Annotated in this window: 15 protein-coding genes and 2 pseudogenes; 10 read left to right on the top strand and 7 right to left on the bottom strand. The window is 53.9% G+C overall.

Going from position 1 to position 15,319, the window contains the following annotated elements:
* Nucleotides 1–241: 241 nt before the first annotated feature.
* Nucleotides 242–2,188, bottom strand: a complete 1,947-nt coding sequence (locus tag NOX35_RS08630) for a diguanylate cyclase domain-containing protein (RefSeq protein ID WP_256496351.1) — start codon at nt 2,186–2,188, stop codon at nt 242–244.
* A 234-nt stretch (nt 2,189–2,422) separates the two neighbouring features.
* Here NOX35_RS08630 and NOX35_RS08625 point away from each other — a divergent pair.
* Nucleotides 2,423–2,676: pseudogene (locus NOX35_RS08625) on the top strand (hypothetical protein).
* Nucleotides 2,677–2,874: 198 nt separating this feature from the next.
* Complete coding sequence (locus NOX35_RS08620) at nt 2,875–4,110, top strand: DUF4010 domain-containing protein (protein ID WP_182286349.1); 1,236 nt, start codon at nt 2,875–2,877, stop codon at nt 4,108–4,110.
* A gap of 155 nt (nt 4,111–4,265) precedes the next feature.
* Here NOX35_RS08620 and NOX35_RS08615 read toward each other — a convergent pair whose 3' ends face one another.
* A complete protein-coding gene (locus NOX35_RS08615) occupies nt 4,266–4,595 on the bottom strand; it encodes a hypothetical protein (protein WP_182286348.1) in 330 nt (109 codons plus the stop codon).
* Nucleotides 4,596–5,085: 490 nt separating this feature from the next.
* On the opposite strand from NOX35_RS08615, the gene NOX35_RS08610 reads away from it, so the two are divergent.
* From NOX35_RS08610 to NOX35_RS08595, 4 genes and pseudogenes are all read left to right on the top strand, one after another.
* Nucleotides 5,086–5,265 carry a hypothetical protein gene (locus NOX35_RS08610; RefSeq protein ID WP_034407284.1) on the top strand — a complete coding sequence of 60 codons (180 nt, stop codon included), beginning with the start codon at nt 5,086–5,088 and terminating at the stop codon, nt 5,263–5,265.
* A gap of 225 nt (nt 5,266–5,490) precedes the next feature.
* Entirely contained in the window at nt 5,491–6,378 is an 888-nt protein-coding gene (locus NOX35_RS08605; RefSeq protein ID WP_218894969.1) for an SPFH domain-containing protein, read from the top strand.
* Nucleotides 6,375–6,665, top strand: coding sequence for a hypothetical protein (locus NOX35_RS08600; protein WP_182286347.1), 291 nt, complete (start codon nt 6,375–6,377; stop codon nt 6,663–6,665). Before NOX35_RS08605 ends, NOX35_RS08600 begins: the two co-directional genes overlap by 4 nt.
* A 937-nt stretch (nt 6,666–7,602) precedes the next feature.
* Nucleotides 7,603–7,806, top strand: a pseudogene (locus NOX35_RS08595) (transposase); the annotation flags it as partial.
* Nucleotides 7,807–7,849: 43 nt separating this feature from the next.
* On the opposite strand, the gene NOX35_RS08590 reads toward NOX35_RS08595, so the two are convergent.
* Nucleotides 7,850–8,950, bottom strand: a complete 1,101-nt coding sequence (locus NOX35_RS08590) for a hypothetical protein (RefSeq protein WP_256496349.1) — start codon at nt 8,948–8,950, stop codon at nt 7,850–7,852.
* A 416-nt stretch (nt 8,951–9,366) separates the two neighbouring features.
* On the opposite strand from NOX35_RS08590, the gene NOX35_RS08585 reads away from it, so the two are divergent.
* Together NOX35_RS08585 and NOX35_RS08580 are read left to right on the top strand one after the other, a co-directional pair.
* A complete protein-coding gene (locus NOX35_RS08585; RefSeq protein WP_182286345.1) occupies nt 9,367–10,569 on the top strand; it encodes a diguanylate cyclase in 1,203 nt (400 codons plus the stop codon).
* 544 nt (nt 10,570–11,113) lie between these two features.
* A complete protein-coding gene (locus NOX35_RS08580) occupies nt 11,114–11,272 on the top strand; it encodes a hypothetical protein (RefSeq protein WP_182286344.1) in 159 nt (52 codons plus the stop codon).
* A gap of 141 nt (nt 11,273–11,413) precedes the next feature.
* Here the strand turns inward: NOX35_RS08580 and NOX35_RS08575 are convergent, their stop codons facing one another.
* Nucleotides 11,414–11,938: an SMI1/KNR4 family protein gene (locus tag NOX35_RS08575; protein ID WP_256496348.1), complete on the bottom strand. Its 525-nt coding sequence runs from the start codon at nt 11,936–11,938 to the stop codon at nt 11,414–11,416.
* A gap of 83 nt (nt 11,939–12,021) precedes the next feature.
* Here NOX35_RS08575 and NOX35_RS08570 point away from each other — a divergent pair, with 83 nt between their 5' ends.
* Nucleotides 12,022–12,519: a hypothetical protein gene (locus tag NOX35_RS08570; protein ID WP_256496347.1), complete on the top strand. Its 498-nt coding sequence runs from the start codon at nt 12,022–12,024 to the stop codon at nt 12,517–12,519.
* 46 nt (nt 12,520–12,565) lie between these two features.
* On the top strand, nt 12,566–12,820 hold the full coding sequence (locus NOX35_RS08565; protein ID WP_256496346.1) for a hypothetical protein: 255 nt from the start codon (nt 12,566–12,568) through the stop codon (nt 12,818–12,820).
* On the opposite strand, the gene NOX35_RS08560 is transcribed toward NOX35_RS08565, so the two are convergent.
* From NOX35_RS08560 to NOX35_RS08550, 3 genes are read right to left on the bottom strand one after another with little or no spacing between them, the layout of a single operon-like run.
* Entirely contained in the window at nt 12,821–13,726 is a 906-nt protein-coding gene (locus tag NOX35_RS08560; protein ID WP_182286340.1) for a TauD/TfdA family dioxygenase, read from the bottom strand.
* Between the two features lie 44 nt (nt 13,727–13,770).
* The gene (locus NOX35_RS08555; RefSeq protein ID WP_256496345.1) at nt 13,771–14,526 is read right to left on the bottom strand and encodes an ABC transporter permease; all 756 of its coding nucleotides are present in this window, start codon (nt 14,524–14,526) and stop codon (nt 13,771–13,773) included.
* The gene (locus NOX35_RS08550) at nt 14,516–15,316 is read right to left on the bottom strand and encodes an ABC transporter ATP-binding protein (RefSeq protein ID WP_256496344.1); all 801 of its coding nucleotides are present in this window, start codon (nt 15,314–15,316) and stop codon (nt 14,516–14,518) included. The genes NOX35_RS08555 and NOX35_RS08550 overlap by 11 nt, the downstream gene beginning before the upstream one ends.
* Nucleotides 15,317–15,319: the final 3 nt, after the last annotated feature.

Below are 15,319 nucleotides of genomic sequence, written 5' to 3'. Positions count from 1 at the left end.
ATCCGGGGGAACGTCGGAAGAAACCCCACCCCAGATAGCTGCTTGTGATCACCATCGAGGACGTTGTGTGTTTCAAGCTAGGCACTGCAAAGCAGAAGCGTTCCGCTGCACCTTCTTGACAGCCTAGCGCAAGGCAGTGATCGAACCAGAGCAGCTACAGAAACATGCGCCAAAGATTAGCCATAAAGCTCCTCTATATCCCTCTAAGTCAAGAGGCGCTTTTGTTCTTCATTCTCGTAAGCTAAGCAGTAACTGCCTGATGATCGAATGTGCTCTCACTCGCTTGTTCACAAGCCGATTCGATGATGCGGCCTTTGCCTGCGTTCTTTGCCAGGTACATAGCCTCATCAGCACGCTCTAACAACGAATCGCAGGACTCTTTTCCACTCCCATAGTAGGCAATGCCAATGCTGCACCCGACCATTGCGGTATGACCGTCTTCAACCACAATCGGAATCTGCACCATGTCCAGACAGCGCTGCATGGTTTGCACGGCATTCTCGTGATTGTTTCGCCCAGTCAACACCACCACGAATTCGTCGCCCCCCAACCGGGCTACACAGTCATGGGGGCGCACTGCATTTGTTAATCGTTCGGCGACTGTCTTCAGCACGATGTCACCTGCATCGTGCCCGAAGGTGTCGTTCACACTCTTAAAGCCATCCAAGTCTATAAAGCATACTGCAACTGTGCCTTGGTCTCGATCTGCAAGCGCGATGAATTGCTGCATTTGCTTGTTGATGAAGCGACGATTGGCGAGGCCCGTCAAGGCATCATGCGTTGCTTGGTACTCAATCTCTTGCTGGCGCTTTTTGTGAACTTCTACATTTACGAAAATCCACACTGAATCAGTATCAGTGATCTGCGCTGCATTGGCATCAACCCAGAATGCGTGCCCGTTGCAATGCTGCAGTTGCACCTCGGCACGGAAACGCCTGTTGTGGCCGAGAGCCTCACTGGACAGTCTCCCCATCCGTTCATATGTCTCGTTGTCAGGGTAGATGCAGCGTTTGGATTGCTGAAGTAACTCGGAAACGCGCTTGCCCAACATGCGTGCCATGGCCTTGTTGGCCCAGAGAATTTTCCGATCACGGACCTTAATCATGCCGATCAGGTCGTTCTCCACAAAGAAGTTTTGCTCTTTCAGCAACTGTGCGTTCTGGAGTTTGGCAGCCAGTTCTCGCTGCTGATGCACAAACAAGCTCCCTGCACCAAGCGCCATAAGCAACACACAAAATGCGGTCAAACTCCAAACGGCCACGGCTTCGTTGCGCCAAGGCTGAAGGTAGCTTTCAGTACTAATACCTGTATACACCGTCAGCGAATAGGGTGTCGACAGACTTTGGTAGGCAGTGATTCGCTCGATGCCGTCCAGCGCAGTAGGCGTGACGTACCAGCCATGCTCTGGGTTGAGTCGTCGCGTTTCTTTGAGCGCCAATGATGTCAAAGTGCCGCCAATACCTGCCGTCGATGTGGGATCCGCAGCGGAGTAACGTGCCACTAAGCGGCCCTCGGCAGAGCGCAAAGTGGTTGCGCTATCTTCACCAGGAGTCAACTTCTCAAACAGTTTGCGGAAATGCTCGACCTCCAAAACCACAAAGACTGCGCCCTTGAACGTCCCATCGGGAGCCTCCAGCTTGCGACTCAGGACCACGCTCCATTCCTGGAAGGAGTGGCTGATCAATGGCTCCGAGATCACCATTTGATCGGAGCGCTTTAGGGTACCGAAGTACTCCCGCTCATTGATCGAAAACGGATGCTCGCCAGGCAGAAGGCCCAGGCGAACCATGCCAGCTTCATCAACCACGCGCACAGCCTTGGAGAAAGGCAGCAAGGCGCGCTGATTGACAACGGCATTCTCAAACTCCCGCGTGCTGGATCCAGTCTCCTGGAATTCGTGAGCAATCGTCGCCAGAGCGTTATCGATAAGCCTCATCTCGGTGTTTAACTCGTAGCTCAACGCGCGAGCTTGGTTAACCGCTGCATCCACTCCTCGCTGAACGTGATAGTCATACGACTCGTTCAAATTATGCCAAGTGATTGCTATCAATACTGAAGCTATAAATACAACCCCAGCAACGGTCTTTAGCAACAGCTGTCTAGACTGGATAAGACTTTCAACTAAGCCATTTATCAGCTGGTCAATGAAGCTGACTTTCTTCTTGTATGGGGCGCGAATACTCAACATGAATTCCGTTGCGTCAGGAAAAGCTCACGCAGCGAGTAGAGCATAGGCCCCATTAACCTTCCAAATCGATGTAAGTGCTTGTCAATTGCACGTCAATTAACTTGAAGCCTGGGCTTGTTGGACAACAACGCCGGCTTTTGTCAGGCATCTGCTTTCGGCAAGCCTATGTGACTGCTTCCGGCCATTTCCAGTTGGACGCCATGGCACCACAACCCGCTCTGAGACAATCGTGCCATGACCGATGAATCGCCGATCCACACCGTCCACAGGCGTGTTTGCCAAACCGTCCTGAGGCACTGGAAGGCCCACAACAATGCCTACCCCAAGCTCATCAAACGGCCACTGGATGAGCTAAGGCAGTTCAATCACGTCAACTCCTTCGGCAAGCCCAATGAGCTGTGAGGAGTCCCAATCGAAGTCGACCCCGACATCACGAGCGTGATGTTGGGTTCGATGGGATGGGGAGGCCTTTGGTTGAAGGCTACTAAGGGAGCGCCCGGCCTTGGCTCCTCCTCTGTCACACTCCTTCACACAAAGGAACTGAGATAGATGAGATCTATGCGTTTTAAGATCCAGCCCTTCCTGCTTGCGGCGCCATCTCATGCTCGACTATGCTGCGTAGTAGCAGCCAAGGCTACAGTCCTATCAAGTAGAGGAGCCTTGCTCAGATCGAGGGGTTGAGACTTATGCAGCTGAGTTGGGCCGGTGTCGATCATTGGGTAGTCTCCTTAGGCTGCGGTCTGCTTATCGGTCTCGTGAGTGAGCGTCGCGGGAGAGAACAAGAAAGCATCGCTGGAACACGTACCCATGCCATAGCAGCGTTGCTTGGTTGCGCGGCCTGGTGGTTAGGCGTGCTGCCCTTTGCTGCAGTACTTTTGTTGGTCGGGGCACTGACCGTTGCTGCCTACTGGCAATCAGCCCCCAATGACCCAGGCCTGACCAGTGAAGTGACTCTGCTTTTTTCGTTAACTCTGGGCGCCCTATCGCACAAGAGCCCTACCTTGACTGCAGCTCTGGGCATCCTTTGCGCCTTACTGGTGCATTCAAAAGGACCAATACAGCGCTGGAGTCGTGAGTTACTCAGAGAGAATGAGTTGAGGGATGGCCTTCTGCTGGGCGCTGCGGCGCTGGTCGTGATGCCACTGCTGCCGCAAGCGCCCATAGATCCATGGGGTGTGCTGAGCCTCACGGCCCTTTGGAAAGTGGTCGTGCTGTTCATGGCTGTCGGTATGCTGGGACACATACTGACTCGAGTGCTCGGCCCACACTGGGGCCTACCTGTGACCGGATTCTTTTCCGGATTCGTGTCATCTACTGCGGCTATAGCCAGCCTTGGCCAGCTGGCCAAGTCCGACGAACATCAGCAGGCGCAGGCTTTTGGCTGTGCCATGCTGGCTCAGTTGGCCTCGCTATGCCTGTTCATAGCGATTCTCTCGACAACATCCATAGCTCTGATGCTGTCCATGGCACTCCCTCTATTCGTCGCAGCTCTCTGCCTTGTGTTGGCTGCAGCCACAGGATTGTTGAATCGACAAAAAACTGCCACGCAAACTGAATTTGAGACCGAGCGGGTATTTAAGCTTTCAACGGCATTGCTGATTGCCGGCACCATCGCGCTAATGTTGGTTCTCGGCGCCTGGCTCCAGCATATCTTTGGCAGCACTGGCGTGCTGGTCGCGGCAGCATTTGCTGCTTTGGCCGAACTGCATGCGGCGGCTGCTAGCTTAGGGCAGCTTTTTGCGTCAGGTAGTTTGCCCTTGCCCATCGCTCAGTGGGGATTGGTTGTGATTCTTGCTTCCAGCGCAATCGCCAAATCCGTACTGGCGTTCGCCGTCGGAGGGCTTAAATACGGAACACGAATCAGCCTGGGACTAGCCTCTATGGTGACAGGTGCAGGCCTGTCACTGCTATGGATTGGCTAATACGAACTCCCCATCGGCGACGGGGGCGTGATCATTGCAGTCGGTAGAACGTCAATGCCTTTGGAGGAAGGCGATTGAGATGCCCCCTCCACAGCAGTTGAAAACATGCATAAAGCCCTCCAAGGTGGGCCTGATTGCGGGACACGAAGGGATTTCTAGCGCTTCATCTGATCACAGATGCTTTTTTGTTTTGCCGGGGTCATGGTGCCCCATTTCTTCTTGAAGTCGGATGCGTAACCAGCATAGATCTTGTCGTAGCTGACGGGAGCAACACCAAGATCCTTGATGGCCGCGTCGCGTTGCTTGATGCGGCCAGTCTCCACATCCTGGGAACTCATGTGTCCACAAGCCAAAGCAAGTTCATTCATGTTCGCGGCCATATTGATGGTTCCTGAAGCTATGGCTGCTTTTGCCTCGTCGGCATGTGCAGAAAAAACCATGCCTGCCGACATCAATGTGGCCACGATCATCAGGGCTGCTTTCATGAGCATTCATCTCCTTTGAGTGTGAGCAAGGATCGTACTGACTTCATCGCGTGCTGCTACCCCTCTCTAGAGGGGATATGGTGACATCTGCGACCTGATTGCCACTTCGGAATACAGAAAGCACCTAATGAAATCGATCTCCTCTGTCCCCACGCAGTAAGGATGATCCACACAAAGTCTGGTCCGTCACCTCCCAAGCAGCGCCAGCCCCCTGAGCGACATCAGGGCGCATGAGTCTTGATCCAGGGCTTTGGGGTTTGTCTGATCATGCTAGCGGGTAGCAATGCTATGCATGGCCTGCTGCAACTCACTGACCTCAGAAATGGCAAAAAGCGGCTGTATATACATACCATGCGGCTTTCATCAAGTGCAGCGATCAGTGTCGAGCATTCACCTGCATCCGAAAGTCGCCTCTGCGCCAGCCTTTGTTCCGTCAGTTGTCAAAACCAAAGCCTTGCTTGTGAGGCGTCAGTTTGAGTAAAGTGAACCAATGACACGCATCAACACCACCGAGATATGGGAGCGGCACGGCTACAAAGTCGAACGCATCGAGCAACCCATGGGAGCGCCCCAGCGCAATGTGTATGGGCCTGACGGCGTGCTGCTAATCGAGGACGCTGAGTACACCCAAGAAACAGAAGCACTGCGTGAACTTGGCTTCATTGATTAACCACTACCTGCCCTGAGCGATCTTTCTTTGACCAGCCACCTTTGAGGTGGCTTTTTTGTAACCGGAGATTTTGGGATGCGAGCGTTTAACCGGCATGCATATTCATTTCCCTGCAGGGCCAAGCGGGTCATTCGAAACACATCCAGGTTTCAAACTAGTGCCTTGCATACAGAGCTGCAGTTTGTTTCAATCTCACCTTTATAGCTGCGAAGGAGGCGGCTCGATTTGAAGTTATTGAAGAAACACAAGACCAGTTTGGCAGCGGTAGCTGCTGCCTTTGTATTAGCAGCATGCGGTCAAAAAGTGGAGGTTCCGCCTGCGCACGTTGGCAAGATCATGACCAAAGACGGCTATCAGGACAACCTGATCCCAACCTCCAAGTTCCGTCTAGGCAAGTGTTGGGCCTACTGTGATCGACTAGTCTTGCTGGATGTGTCTGACAAGGGCTATGAAGAGTCCATGAGCATCTTTATCCCCGAAGACAAGCTCAACCTGGATGTAACCATTCGCGCAACCTTGAGCATCAACTCCAAAAAGACGGCAGAGCTTTTTAATGCTGTCGCGCCAAAAGAGGTTTCGGACTATGTGTCCACGATCGCCAATGAGCAGGTGTATCGCACCTATGCCAGCCAGATTATTCAAGCCGAGGTGCGCGAATATTTGAGCAAACTGTCGATCAGTGAAATCGCCTCGAGCAACGAGAAAATCAACTCTGACTTGCGCGTACAACTGGGCAAAGCCATTGAAGCACTTACACCTTTCTCAGTGCGCTTTGTTGGCATTACCAACCTGCGATATCCAAAGATCATTACAGATGCTCAGGAGTCCGCTGCTGAACGACGCGAAGCTATCCAAAAGGAAGAAGCGCAGTTGGCCATCTCCAAGGCTCAGCTAGAGCGTGAATTGCAAGAAGCTCGTCTGCAACGTGCGATTGACAAGGAAAAGGCAGAAACCGAAGCCATGTCTCAGTCCGTACTGGCTCAATCCGTCGATGCGCGAGTGCTGCAACTGCGCAAGCTGGAAAATGAGCGCGCCTGGATTGAAAAGTGGAATGGCCAGCTCCCCACCACCTCCCTGGGCGATGCCGTTCCAATGGTTAGCATTGGCAAATGACCCTGCTCATCAACCTGATCCCACTCTTGATCGCTGCGATAGGCTTTGGCTTGAGCTGGAAGCTTCGTAAGCTATGGGTTGCTGCAGCCACTGTGGCCACCCTATTTCTCTACTTCCAGGCTCAGCCTTCATATATGCCTAAAGGGCAGGTTACACGCTCGGAGCCGCCGGCCTTCACCGAGTCTGAGGCCAGGATCGAGGATCGCAATAGCAAACCAATGTCCGGGGATGAGCGGGACCAGCGTATGCGAGATGCCGTCAAACAAGGACTGGACTTCAAGCAGTAGCCCTATCTAATCACCAGCAAAGCTACCTACGGGTGGCTTTTTTGTGCCCGGAGATCTTGAGATGTAAGCGTTTAGCCAGCATGCTGACATACATGTGCCTTCCCACACAGGGCTTTAGCAGGGCCATCCGGCGCGACCACTCAAGCAGGTGCGGCAGTTCAAAAAATCGTCTGGGCTGACGTCAACTAAGAGCACGGCGCGGCAGCCGCGTTGTGGCAACGGTGGTCGCGCCCGATCGTACATCACCACTTCTAGGTAAGCAGAATTCGTCTTGTTTGCGCCAAAAGCGTCATGCAGAATTCGACGCAATCCACCAGTTACGCCGGGCCTGGGGGGTTTGCTCCTCCCCCTTCTGACCCCTCCCCAGACACGACCCGAAAGGTCACCGGCTCTTTATTCAAGCCCGCAGCAACCGCTCGCGGGCTTTTTCTTTACCTACAGGAGACTCCATGCACTCCTGCCTCGACAAAACTGCCGGTCGCTGTGCAATGAGCGCCAACTGACGTCGGCCTCTTTTGCCTAGTCGGAGCGACCGTGGTTATGACGCTCACGCCAGATGCATGGCCGATGTGACGCGAGCATCTATCAATACTGAAGCTACTTGTGCTTTCTGCATAAGCACTACGAAGCAAAACCATGACAAAGCTACTTGAAGGCCTGATCTTTCTCGTTGCTATATACGCGGAGACTGGCCTGGCTGGCCGTGCCAGAGGCTCAAGCCGATGAGCCGCAAGGCCTCACCCAGAGCCTGCGTGACAAACTCGTCTGCCCGGGCATGCATGCCGAGTGGTTGGACGACACATGGAGCAGTGTCTGAAGGAGGCACCTACCAGAACTATTGACCGCTGCGGATCATTTTTTCCTGATGGGAGCGACGCCCTCCGGATTGGAGTAGTGTCTGACTCCGGAGTCCCATCCCGAAGACAGGAGATTGGACGTGAAAAAGAGATTTACGGAAGAACAGGTCATTGGCTTCCTGCGAGAAGCGGAATCTGGACTGCCAGTGGCAGAGCTGTGCAGCCGGCACCGTTTTTCTGAGACCAGCTACTACCTCTGGCGTAACAAGTTCAGCGCCATGACCGTCTCGGACGCGAAACGGATCAAGGAGCTAGAGCTTGAAAACGCCCGTCTCAAGCGGCTGCGCTCTTTCACATGCGATCCTTGAACCGTTTACCAACGCCTATTCACGGTGTCAGCAACAGTACGCGATGGTTCAAGCGATCGGCAAGATACAGCACTCCTTCGTTCCCCACGCGCAGGCGCGCCTGCCTCAGGTTCAAGCGCATAGGCGCTTGGTCAGGCAGCCTAACCCAGGTCTCGGGCGGTAACACAGTCACAAAGCGACCTGTACTGGAATCAAGCTTGGCTAAGTGCCCCTCAACGGAGGCCTCGTATACATAAACTCGGCCTTCGGGATCCAGCGCCAAACTGGTGATGTATCCGAGCGAGCTGTTTGTGGATAGGCGGTCAGTTTGCAGAAGGCCCAATGTGCCATTGCCAGCCAGCACAGTGGCCGCAGGCGTGTGTGGATTGGCAGGCGGGCCGCTCCATGCATCCAGCCGAAGCAGGCGCATATTCGCGTTGTCAGCGACATAAATGCGCCCTTGTACATCTGCAGCTAGATCTGCCATGTAGTCGCCCCCTTCATTGCCACCCCATTGGGGGCTCGCCTCCTTGGGGTCATAAGCCACATCAAGCCGTCCGGTTCCAGTCTCCAGGCGATAGACTTTGCGTGAGCGATGCGGGCCTGCAATAAACCATAAGGCACCATCTGGCGTTCGTAGCAAAGACTCCGGCTTGGCCAGCGAATCGGCGTTGCCCTCTTTGCCATCACCAGCTACGCGGCGAATGCGCCCGGTCTCCAGGTCCACTGCGCGGATAACGTGATTGCCTGTGTCCGCTACATACAGAGTGTCGTCAGGTGTACAAGCGATGCTATCAGGCGATTGAACATTCGCATCCAGAGCTTGGCCACTATCACTTTCAGGCGCATCCGTGCCCACCACAGTAACCCAGCTGCCGTCCAGCTCGCGCCGCGAAACACGATCACCGCCATACTGCTGCAGCACCCACAGCCGCCCTTGGGCATCTGGCAAAGCCAGAGATGGGCTGACTTTGTCGTTTATCACCTCCAAGGCGCGAATCGACATGGTTGAGTCAGCTGCGTGCACCTCGTCTTCCGGATTGAGCTCGCCGCGCGCGTCGCCGCCACTAGCCCGCGATAGAGCCCAACCTACAGCGACCAGCCCCAAAACCATGCTCAACATCACTGACCACTTGCGCATCGCGATTCTTCCTCCATCCGACCTTGCGCGGCGTATTCTCCGGCATGCGTTGCAAGCTGGCCGATGTCTGCCAAACAACGCGCGACACAGGAGCGCCCAATGGATCGGGCGAAGTGACCACAAAATGCCTCAACGACAAGCCTCGAAAGGATAGCAATAGGTCAAGTAAGTAGTTGACTGACATCCTTTCGAAGACACAACAGTAATGGGTTTTATTTGTTTTTGGAAATGAGTATCGACTGCGTCTACTTCTCCAAATTCGAATCCGGATGACACAGATCTGGCATTGGGCATTGCAATAGCTCTTGATGCCGCACACCAAGATGTACGAATAGCTGCCGAAGGCTGTCGCTTTGCAATCGAGGAGCAGGCAACGCTAAACCGTTTCGATCTTTGATCGAGGAGGCGATGGTCAGATGTTCGCGAATAACGACCTTATCCTGGTCCTGACGCCTTCGCTGGCGATACTGGTTCTGGCAACCATATTGATCGTTGCCTGGCTTGTCCAACGATCCCAGCGCTTTCTGCTTTGGCAGGCTTGCGCCTATTCACTCACTGCTCTGACTCTCGGGGCACAGACTCTACTTACTCTGGAGGAGCTGAATCGCTACGCACTACTGATCGGCAGTTGCTATCTGCTGAGCGCGTGGTGTCTTGCCAGAAGCTGGGCAGAGCGCTGGCGTGTATCCGCCCAACCGCATGCAGCATTGCTCATTGCTATAGTCACCCTGGCTGCGCTCTACCAATTCAGCCAGATCGCGCCAAATGTCTGGGCTCGGGTGAGCTCTTTCAGCGTGGGTTCCAGCCTTGTTTTACTGCTCCCCATCCTGCAGGTCCACTCGAAGAAAAACTCATTTGACTGGCTCGATAGATCGCTGCTCTGGCTAAGCATCCTCTTCACCACCTACACCTTCACTCGGCCCGCCTTGATCTGGCTGCTGGGATACACGGATCTACGAGCCCTGCCAAGGTCACCCTATTGGATCCTGACGCTGCTGAGCATTCTGAATTTCTCGTTGCTCTTCACTGTGGTGATGGCCGCAATTGCCGTGAAGGAAACAGTCGGCAAGCTGCGCATGGAACGAGACATTGATGCTTTGACGCTAATCCTGAATCGCCGGTCTTTTCAAGAACATGCCCAGAAGCGTCTCGCCGACATGAGACGCTATCCTATGGCAGTGCTGGCCTGCGACATAGACCATTTCAAACACATCAACGACACCTGGGGGCACGAGCGTGGCGATATGGTGCTGCAACTGGTTGCCTCAACTCTGCAAAACAATGTGCGAGAGCACGACCTGGTTGCTCGGTTCGGTGGCGAGGAGTTTGTGCTGCTATTGGCAGACATAACGCTGGGAGATGCGGAACTCATTGCGCAGCGAATCCAGCGTGATCTCGGGTCAAGGAATACCGTTCTTCCAACTGGCCCCAAATTGACCATGAGCTTCGGAATTTCATTGATCACCAACTCCCTCCAGTTTGAGCAAGCCATGAAGGAGGCCGATCGACTCCTTTACCAAGCCAAGAATGCGGGGCGTGATCGGGTTCATGTATCGGGGGTTTCCTATCCAGACATATCTGTAGAAACTCATCAGCTGTGGAGCAGACCTGCCGCTTAAAAGGCTCAGACAACAAGAGCCATTCAATTTCCCTACCTAACGCCAGCCACTGAACGGACCTTGCCAACTCGAGGAATTCCCACAATCAGGCGCTCTTCGAGTCTGCTACCTATCGCAGCCCCGATTCCACCTTCAAATCCAATGGCATGGACACACCGCCCATATTCAGTAAACGAGTGGACTGGGTAAGCAGTGTCGGAAACTGATGCGATCGCTTGCACGACCTCTGGATTGGTGCTGCTTGCGCTGCCTCCAATGACGTAAAAGTGTGCGCAGTGAGCACTCTGAAGCGCTTCGTGCCAACCTTGCCATTCACAGCCTTCGTCAAGACGAACGCTCCAGCCAACTCGCCACCCTGCTGACTGGCTTCAGCCCATATATGAAAGCCATCTACTTCACGATTGCCCATCTTCCTCTCCCTAGGCAAGTGCAGCGCACATGAAATAAAGCACCCGCGTCAACAAACCCAACGCACTGCGGACAAATTTCACCACAACACCCCAGCCCGCCATCGCGGGATTTTCTCATTCAGGGAGCCACCAAGATGCAAGATAAGAACCCACTCGCTCACTACGGTGGCGTGTTGTCAGAGGCCGTGCAGGAGATCCCGGCAGCCAATGTACCCGCCTCTGAAGCAGTTGCATTCAGCGAGTACCTGAAAGACTGCGATCAGCGCTCGATCGTTGCAGACGTTGACGGATGATCACGGAGCCCCTAGCCTTGGGTGCAGCTTTGTATTGCGCCCAGCTGGTGCTGCTGTAGCGGGGCTTGGTTGACGAATACTGATTCATCGCCCGAGGCTATCCGACTCAGGGGGCCTATTTATGCAACAAAGCCCAATAAATTAGAGCTCACTTTCCAATGCCGGTTTATGTAAAAAATCTCTTAACGATAGAGCCAACAATCCCAATCCATCTCCCACAATTAAATTATCTACATAGTATCTCCAATGAAATATATTTCTGTAGGTGGGAGATTCAGGCCTCACATCATAAATAATATATGCGTCGCCATCATCATCGTATTCTGAACCAATTGCAATTAAGCCATTAGGTAGCAATGATCGGTGATCATACACTGACTCCTGCAATAATTTGGTTGAGCTCACTACTCTATCTGTAGAAGACAATGTAGCCATAACAGCCACCCTCGTTATTCCATAATATATTGCTATAAAATTATCCAATTCATCCAGTGGGCTACATGCTTGATCCGCAACCAGATGGATATAATCCAAATATTCATCTGGCAAGCTAATCAACAACGCCTTTTCTAAATCAGAGATTCTCTTCTTTAGAAAGAGTGGCTCAACCATTAATTCCGGCTCATCTGTTTCCCATTTTGCCAAGTCTTCTTTTTTAATCTTCATACTTAAAATCCTCACCGCGCCACATTGAGCCACCGCCTACATGGCGGTGTCCCATTTTTTTAGCAGCACCCATCTCACTATTCTTGATTTCCGTGACATGCGCTCACATGAACTTAGCGACATCAGTTGGTGTTGCGCGCCTGGAGGATAAGCCAGGCGGCGCGATCACTGGCTTCAACGCCGAGATCCGCATCGATTGCACCGACTGCGGCCAGAAGTTCCAGTTTCCGGGACCTGAGCCTGGCATGGACCTGCAAGGTGCACTCTGCTCACTGGACGGCCTGGGGGCAAGGATTGCCATCAGCCCTGAAGGATCGCGCCCCAATCCAATTCAGCGCAAGGCTTATGGCATCACCGGCCACCTGTCCTGGCAGTCACTGAAATCTGCATCCACCCCACACACCAGCCACTCGGCGGGTTTTCTCTTTTGGAGCCTCCGGCTTGATGTTCAAGGCACCCTTGGTGCGCGCCATCCTGAGCGACTGGCAAAGCCACAGCCAGCTCTGTACCAAGGCATGGTGATGCAGCCTACAGCAGCGACCGCCATCTTTGGCTGCCAGACGGCCGCATCGATGCACTAACCGAACCAGCGAAGGAGCAACGCGCCAACCTGGTGACCGCATCTATGTGCGCGAGACATTCGCCCGCGCTCCCACTGTCTGCGGCAACGAAGAGCTGATCTATACAACCGACTATCAAGACGGCAGCGACAAAGCCTCCGGAGTCAAATACACGCCTTGTCTGCTCATGCCGAAGAAAGCGGTACGCATTTGGCTGGAAATCACTGGAGTACGCGTGGAACGCCTGCAGGGCATCAGCGAGCAAGACGCCATAGCCGAGGGCATCAAGCGCTCGGAAGACTTTTTCGGATGCCCGTGCTGACTAGTTCAGGCCGCTTGAACCTGGGGGAGCTATCAATGAAGACGGTGTATCGAAGGTGACTCGTTGGTTTACCCGGTGATGGGGCCAATAATCCGCGACGGCGTAGTGCTGCGTGCTCCGGTTGTCCCATATCGCAATGCCGCCAGCTTCCCACTGGTGATGCACCATGAACTCTGGTCTCTGTAGCCAGCCAAGCAGAAAGTGAAGGACTCCACGAGCTTCATGGCGGTCGACTCCAATGATGTTTCGGGTGAAGTCGGCATTCACGAATATGCATTTACGGCCAGAGTCAGGGTTCACTCGAACCACAGGATGTGTGACAGGCTTGCCCGCCTGGATTGCAGCGATGAGCGCTTCATCTCCCTTTTTTCCAAGGTATTCACGAAAGCCTGATTGCTCCCAGGTGTGCACGGCACTCAACCCCTCCAAGTACTGCTGCATGCCGGGCGATAGCCATTCATAGGCCTTGCTGGTGCTGCTCCAGCAAGTGTTTCCTCCTGCTGGAGGAGTCACTGTGATCTGTATCGCGGTTCCCAATGGGGGGTTGAGTTTCCAGCTGATGTCTGTATGCCAGTTGTCGATGGCAGGCGGTCGGTCGCGGTCGGACACGATCATTTCCATCTCGGGCGCATTCGCGTTGCGGTCGAAATAGGAGCCGTTTGAGATCGGTCCAAATACCTGTCCCAATGCGATGTGTTGCTCTGGTGTGATTGTTTGCGGCTTAAAGAAGATGACCTCGAAGTCGAACAACGCCTGGCGAAGTTCAGCCTTAACTTCATCAGTCAGAGGCGTCGTGAGGTCAACGCCTTCGATCCAAGCCGCGAAGTTAGGCATTCTGGGGACTGGCTGTATGTGCTTGTAGCGGCTAGCAATATCGATCAACTCCATGGGTGTGGTATTGGCCATGTTCAATGCCTTTCAGGGATAGCAGGTGGTAGTGAGGGAACTGCTTACTGCCAGTGCAGCAGGCGTTTTTCGAGCCAGGTCATGAAGCGTACGATGCCAACCCCTAGCAATGCGAGTACCAGCAGGAGAGCCATGACGCCATTGATATCGAAGGTGGAGCCGAGATAGGCCAAGGTTTGGCCCAGGCCCTTTTCGCTTGCGATGATTTCGGTGCCGACAACTCCGAGCAGGGCATAGATCAACCCTAGTCTGAGTCCTGAAAAGATCACTGGGACCGCACCAGGCAAGGTGACCTCGAAGAACGTTGTGCCGGCTTTCGCCCCCAACGTCCTGCATAGCGTCAAGTGGTCCTGGCTTACCCCGCGGATGCCAGCTACAGTCGCAGAGAGAACGATGAAGAAGGTAAGCGAGCAGCCAACGGCAATCTTGCTGCCTATTCCAAGGCCGAACCACAGAATGAACAGCGGTGCCAGAGCAATACGTGGCATCACATTGAGCGCGTTGAAGTAGGGGTCAGCGAATCTCTCGATCGCAGGCCAGCGAACAAAAATGAGTCCAACGGCGAATGCGGCCAGGCTGCCCAGAACAAAAGACGCGGCTACAGCTGTCAGAGTCCAGCCCAGGTCGCTCCAAAACTTTGCTGTTCTTACGTTTTCCCAAAGGTAGGCCAACACTCCACTTGGTTGCCCAAAAAATGTCGGATCAACCCATTTGCGCGAAGAGGCGATCTCGGCAAATCCCAGCATCAAGGCTATGAAAACGATGTGCAAGAGTACCCACTGCAGTCGATTAGCCTTCATGGTGTACCCACCCCGATTCAAGCTGCGACCAGAGAGTCGCAAAGAGTTCGTGGAAACGTGGCGACTTTTGCAATTCACGAATTGAGCGAGGTCGCGGTAGGTCAATCGGCACGTCTGCAATGATGCGTCCTGGCCTGGACGACATCACGATCACACGATCGGAAACGGCGACAGCCTCTGCCAAATCGTGAGTGACGAACAAAGCCGTTTGTCGGTGCTGATGACAGAGGCATAGAAGCAAATCTTGAAGCTGCAACTTGGTTTGCGCATCAAGTGCTCCAAATGGCTCATCCATCAACAGCAGCGGTGCATCCAATGCAAATGTCCGTGCGAGAGCAGTACGCTGACGCATGCCGTGCGAAAGTGCCTTCGGCAATGCATTGGCATGCTCTGCAAGGCCTACCTCGGCGAGCATTTTTCGTGCGCGTTCAAGGCTTTGTTTCTTGGTTTGCCCTCTGACCTTCGAGCCAAAGGCGGCGTTTTCCAAGGCGGAACACCACGGCAAGAGGCTATCGCGCGCGAGCATGTAGCCGATTTGGGGATTACCGGATCGTGGAGGGCTACCCATCACTTTGATGGATCCGGAACCCGTGCTTTCAACCAGGCCCGCACACAGATTGAGCAAGGTTGTCTTACCGCAGCCGCTTGGGCCAACGAGAGAGACAAATTCGCCTTCGGCAATATTCAGAGAGATGTCCGCCAGAACCGGATTGTTGCCGTCGAAGCTCAAATGCAGGCCATCTACGGCAACCGCAGGCTCTCTGGAGGCAAGAGCGTTGGGAATGGGCATATC

The sequence above is a fragment of the Comamonas sp. C11 genome (assembly GCF_024496285.1).
GTDB classification, from domain to species: domain Bacteria; phylum Pseudomonadota; class Gammaproteobacteria; order Burkholderiales; family Burkholderiaceae_C; genus Comamonas; species Comamonas testosteroni_F.
Note: the sequence above shows the minus strand (reverse complement) of the source record. Positions and strands in the feature narration are given on the sequence as shown.